Source organism: Mesorhizobium intechi, from assembly GCF_002879535.1.
GTDB classification, from domain to species: domain Bacteria; phylum Pseudomonadota; class Alphaproteobacteria; order Rhizobiales; family Rhizobiaceae; genus Mesorhizobium; species Mesorhizobium intechi.
Window position 1 is genome coordinate 1 of sequence record NZ_PNOT02000204.1, and the last position, 4,591, is coordinate 4,591.

Sequence of the window (4,591 nt, forward strand, 5' to 3'; positions counted from 1 at the left end):
GGCCTGCCGTCGGATTCGATGGAAAGGGCGCTCAAGGCGCTGACGCGAGCAGGAATTGGTGTTCGTCGATGGTGGGGTGGCGGCCTGCATCGGCACGAAGCGTTCGAACATTTCCCCAGAGTACCACTGCCGGTCACCGAGACGCTTGTTGCGGCTCAACTGGGCCTGCCTTGCTGGACGGATCTTCCGGATGAAGCAATCTCGCGTATCTGCTCCATCCTAACCGAGGCGGTGACAGCGGCCTGACGCAAACATCGTGAGTGGTCTCGCAACACAGAAACGGCCCCGCGCGCGAGGGGCCGTTTGCGTGTTCAGTCCGGTCTAGATCAGGCGACCGGCGACAGCTGATTTCGACGCGACAGTTGTGCTCGCGGCCGGCGGCCGTCGCATGGAGCGATCGGCCTGACAGGCATTGGCCTGCCTGACGGCTACATTGGCCCTGGCATCATCTTGGTCGGCTTCTCCAGCATCGGAAAATCGGCCTTGCTGCATTTCACGTTCGGATTCGTCGGGCTGAACATGCCGTTCGGATTGTCCCTGAACAGCCAGGCGTGAAGATCGTAGTGGACGAACTCCCTTGGGATAAGCGGATAGTGTCCTTCCATCGGCCCCATGAATTTCTGGCCAAACAGTGTGGGGACTTCCTTGACGTCCGGTGTCAACGGCACCAGCCATTCCACGCCGACCAACTTCAGACCCTTCTTGGTCGGCTCGTAGATCAGGACGTTGGGCTTCATCGGGTCAAGCTTCTGCCCGACACTTGGGACATTGACGAAATGGATGCCCATGGCGCCTTTCGGGTATTCCATGGAGCCCGGTATCTTTTCTCCGCTGTAGTAGACGCAGCCAACCGTCGACAGATAGAGGTCGCGAACGGCTGCGGTGTAGTCTTCGTACTTGGCCAATGATTTCTTCAAGGCTTCAATGTCGGCCTTCTTGGCGTCCTCGGCCTGAGCCGTGGCGAGCCCCAACCACACACCCACAACACTAGTCAAAGCGAGGACGCCGCAGCGCCCGAGACAGGCTGTTCTTGTCATGCATTCCTCCCAGATATTGCATCTGGCCGTGCAAGACCGAGGCGGGAAAAAATGTTGATTGCGCGGCCAGTTGTACCGCCTCATCCCCTACAGCGATGATGCTATTCCTTTCCGTGACTGTAGGGAAGATATTATTTAGCCACTGCTAATTCATAAGCGTGACAGCTGAAGAGTACTGATGGCCGCTCAAGCAAAAACGGCCCCGCATGGGGCCGCTGTCACATTCGTTTGCCAAACCGATCGTCAGGTGAGCGGCGACAACTGGATCTCGACGCGACGGTTCTGCTCACGGCCGGCGGCCGTCGCATTGGAGGCGATCGGCCGCGTCTTGCCGAAGCCGGTGACGGCGAAGCGGCGCTGATCGACGCCCTGACCGGACAGATAGTTGGCAACCGCCAGGGCGCGGCGCTGCGACAGATCGAAATTGTGCTGGTCGCCGCCGGTCGAATCGGTATGACCGAAAACATCGACCGTGGTCTGCTTGAATTTCTTCAGCACCAGAGCGACCGAGTTCAACACCGGATAGAAGCCGGGCTTCACCGCATCCTGATCGACATTGAAGGTGATGTCCGACGGCATGTTGAGGATGATCTGGTCGCCGCTGCGGGTGACGCTGACACCGGTGCCCTCGAGCTGCCGGCGCAGTTCAGCCTCGTTCTGGTCCATGGTGGCGCCGATGGCGCCGCCGGCCAGCGCACCGATGCCGGCGCCGATCAGCGCGTTGCGGCGGTCATTGCCGCCGGCAAGCAGACCAAGGCTGGCACCTGCCAGGGCACCGAGACCAGCACCTGCCGCTGTGTTGGAAATCTTCTGGTCGCCCGTATACGGATCGGTGGTGGTGCAGGCGCTCACGAGCAAAGCCGTCGCCACTCCGACGAGCACGGTCTTCTTCATAGATGGTCCCTCTCCAAGTCGCGCCTTTTCGACGGCGCCAAATCAGCCCTTCCGGCGACTTGTACCATGAATTGCGGCGAAAAACGGAACGGGAAAAGCGCCCGCGACGGCTTTTCCCGGATCATTTACCAGAGGTTCTTGCCGTCAATGACCACCACTTCCACCGTGTCGAGATCGAAGTCGTCGAACAGCCGCGAGTTGACGCTGATCTTCGGATTGGCGAAATCCGGCTCGCCGGTCGACCAATCCGGCGTCTCAGTGAACGTGCCGCAGCCGCAGTTGGCGCAAAAACCATGTTTCACGGTTTTCGAGCCCCACTCATAGAAGGAGACGTTCTTCAGTGGCGTGATGAGTTTGAACTGCGACGGGGTGTAATAGGCCCAGAGCGAGCCGCGTTTCGAGCAGAAAGAACAGGTGCATTGCGTCACCGTTTCCGGTGCCTCTGAAACCTCGAAAGTCGTCGCCTTGCAGTGGCAGCTTCCCTTGATGGTCATCAACATCACCTCTCCATTGTCCGCCGCCCACGCGGCAGGGCACCATAAAGAAGCGATCCTGACAACTGCCTGTCGGCAGGCTCTATCCTGAACGGCAGGCAGCGAACTCAGTAGGACGAGGGCGGCACGAACAGGCAAATGGTCTTGCCGGCATCGAGCCCGGCTTGATGCGCGCACCAATGGAATTCGCCGTCCGGCGAATCCTTGATCCTTCTGTCGCTATAGGCCACCACCTCCCCGGTATCCTTTATGACATAGCCTTCCGGGCGCTCGCTGATCGAGGTCTGCGACACCTCGTGGCAGTCGTAATTCGCGCAGCAGGCGAACGGGTAACTCCAGCCTTGCGGCTTGGCCGCCGTCGGCTTGGCGTCGTGCGCGATGGCCGGCGCCGACAGGAGCGCGACGACACACGCCGTGCAAAGGGGAATGACAAGCTGGCCAACCGATGGAACGGCGATGGCCGATCTGGAACTGGCGGCAAACATGGGAACGATCCTTTCAAACGAGGTTTCAAGCGTTTCGCTTGCCCGTTCCCGGAACGTGTCTTCCCAGCGGCCAGTCGTCAGCAGTTATGCCGCAACCGGCCATAAATGCTTTTGTCTCTTCCTGCCTGGATGGTGAGCCGAAATGTGAGTCGGCGCAAGAAATTGCTGCGTGGCCGCGCCATTTGCCGGGACGCCCAAGGCAGCAAACCTCGCCCTTCACGACCGTGGCCGGTCGTCGCGAGGGATGAGCCCGCCCTGGTCCGCCCGAAAGTGCGAGCGGCCGCAACGGCCTGGTGGCGGACGGTGTTAGTCCAGATCCGCCACGGCCTCGCCCGCGCCGCCTTCGATGCGTTGCGACAGCGAGGCTTCCATGAAATCGTCCAGGTCGCCATCGAGCACGCTCGACGGGCTGGTGCTTTCGACGCCGGTGCGCAGATCCTTGACCAGCTGATATGGCTGCAGCACGTAGGAACGGATCTGGTGGCCCCAGCCGATGTCGCTCTTCGAGGCTTCGGTGGCGTTGGCGATGGCCTCACGCTTCTTCAGCTCTTCCTCGTAGAGGCGCGAGCGCAACATCTCCCAGGCCTTCGCCCGGTTCTTGTGCTGCGAACGCTCGGCCTGGCAGGCGACCGCGATGCCGGTGGCGATATGGGTGATGCGCACGGCCGAATCGGTGGTGTTGACGTGCTGGCCGCCCGAACCCGACGAGCGATAGGTGTCGATGCGCACGTCCGATTCGGAAACATCGATCTCGATCGTGTCATCGATGACGGGATAGACCCAGACGCTGGCGAAGGAGGTGTGCCGGCGCGCATTGCTGTCATAGGGTGAAATGCGGACCAGGCGGTGGACGCCGGATTCGGTCTTCAGCCAGCCATAGGCATTGTGGCCCTTGATCATCAGCGTCGCGGACTTGATGCCGGCTTCCTCGCCGTCATGCACTTCCAGCACCTCGACCTTGAAGCGGCGGCGTTCGGCCCAGCGCGTGTACATGCGCAAAAGCATCGAGGCCCAGTCCTGGCTTTCGGTACCGCCGGCGCCGGCATGGATTTCGAGATAGGTGTCGTTGGCGTCTGCTTCACCCGAAAGCAGTGTTTCGACCTGGCGGGCCTTGGCCTCGCCCTGCATCGAGCGGATTGCCGCCTCGGCCTCGGCGATGACGCCCTCGTCGCCCTCTTCCTCGCCGAGCTCGATCAGGCCGACATTGTCTTCCAGCGCCTGGGTCAGGCCCTTGACCGCGGCGATGCCCTCCTCGAGGCCCTGGCGCTCGCGCATCAGCTTCTGAGCTTCCAGTGGTTCGTTCCAGAGGCTGGCGTCCTCGGCCCGCACATTCAGGTATTCAAGCCGCTTTATGGCCTGATCCCAGTCAAAGATGCCTCCTCAGCAGGGTTATCGCCTGCCTGATCTCATCGACAATATTCTGCGTTTCCGCGCGCATGGCCTGGTATTTGGTCCTGTTGCTGAAGTGACACTTCGGTCGGCGCGATACATAGGGACGGCGCCGCCATGTGTAAAGCGAAATGGGCCGGCCCCAGGCCAGCCCAGCGATCCGCAGCCGGCCTCGTCAGTAGAGCCCGCCGCCGCCGTCCTGGATCGCCTGGTTGGCCTGCGGCGACAGTGCGCCGCCCGACGCGTTGGAGCCGTCGGCGCCCATGCCGATCACCCAATAGCTGTCGGCGGG

General features: G+C 61.5%; 6 protein-coding genes. 1 reads left to right on the forward strand and 5 read right to left on the reverse strand.

Features of this window, described 5'->3' with window-relative positions; all coding sequences use genetic code 11:
* The coding region (locus tag C1D09_RS17205) for a DegT/DnrJ/EryC1/StrS family aminotransferase (RefSeq protein ID WP_208760398.1) at positions 1-246 on the forward strand (246 nt) is incomplete at its 5' end.
* A gap of 182 nt (positions 247-428) precedes the next feature.
* On the opposite strand, the gene C1D09_RS17210 is transcribed toward C1D09_RS17205, so the two are convergent.
* The 5 genes from C1D09_RS17210 to prfB form a co-directional block, all read right to left on the reverse strand.
* Positions 429-1,037, reverse strand: coding sequence for a hypothetical protein (locus tag C1D09_RS17210; protein WP_143975442.1), 609 nt, complete (start codon positions 1,035-1,037; stop codon positions 429-431).
* 243 nt (positions 1,038-1,280) lie between these two features.
* Positions 1,281-1,931, reverse strand: a complete 651-nt coding sequence (locus C1D09_RS17215) for a YiaD family glycine zipper/OmpA-like lipoprotein (RefSeq protein ID WP_143975443.1) — start codon at positions 1,929-1,931, stop codon at positions 1,281-1,283.
* Between the two features lie 125 nt (positions 1,932-2,056).
* The gene (locus tag C1D09_RS17220) at positions 2,057-2,425 is read right to left on the reverse strand and encodes a GFA family protein (protein WP_143975446.1); all 369 of its coding nucleotides are present in this window, start codon (positions 2,423-2,425) and stop codon (positions 2,057-2,059) included.
* A 107-nt stretch (positions 2,426-2,532) separates the two neighbouring features.
* Positions 2,533-2,910 (reverse strand): hypothetical protein, encoded by a 378-nt coding sequence (locus tag C1D09_RS17225; protein WP_143975444.1) that lies wholly within the window; start codon positions 2,908-2,910, stop codon positions 2,533-2,535.
* A 306-nt stretch (positions 2,911-3,216) separates the two neighbouring features.
* Positions 3,217-4,348, reverse strand: a protein-coding gene (gene prfB / locus C1D09_RS17230; protein WP_143975445.1) for a peptide chain release factor 2 whose coding sequence is annotated in 2 segments (ribosomal slippage) — positions 3,217-4,281 and positions 4,283-4,348 — 1,131 coding nt in all. Because the reading frame shifts where the segments join, the coding sequence is not laid out codon by codon here.
* Positions 4,349-4,591: the final 243 nt, after the last annotated feature.

Bases quoted from the DNA above. Each gene is read 5' to 3' on its own strand.
- C1D09_RS17210 (WP_143975442.1), bottom strand. From the start codon at position 1,037: ATGACAAGAACAGCCTGTCTCGGGCGCTGCGGCGTCCTCGCTTTGACT.
- C1D09_RS17215 (WP_143975443.1), bottom strand. From the start codon at position 1,931: ATGAAGAAGACCGTGCTCGTCGGAGTGGCGACGGCTTTGCTCGTGAGC.
- C1D09_RS17220 (WP_143975446.1), bottom strand. From the start codon at position 2,425: ATGACCATCAAGGGAAGCTGCCACTGCAAGGCGACGACTTTCGAGGTT.
- C1D09_RS17225 (WP_143975444.1), bottom strand. From the start codon at position 2,910: ATGTTTGCCGCCAGTTCCAGATCGGCCATCGCCGTTCCATCGGTTGGC.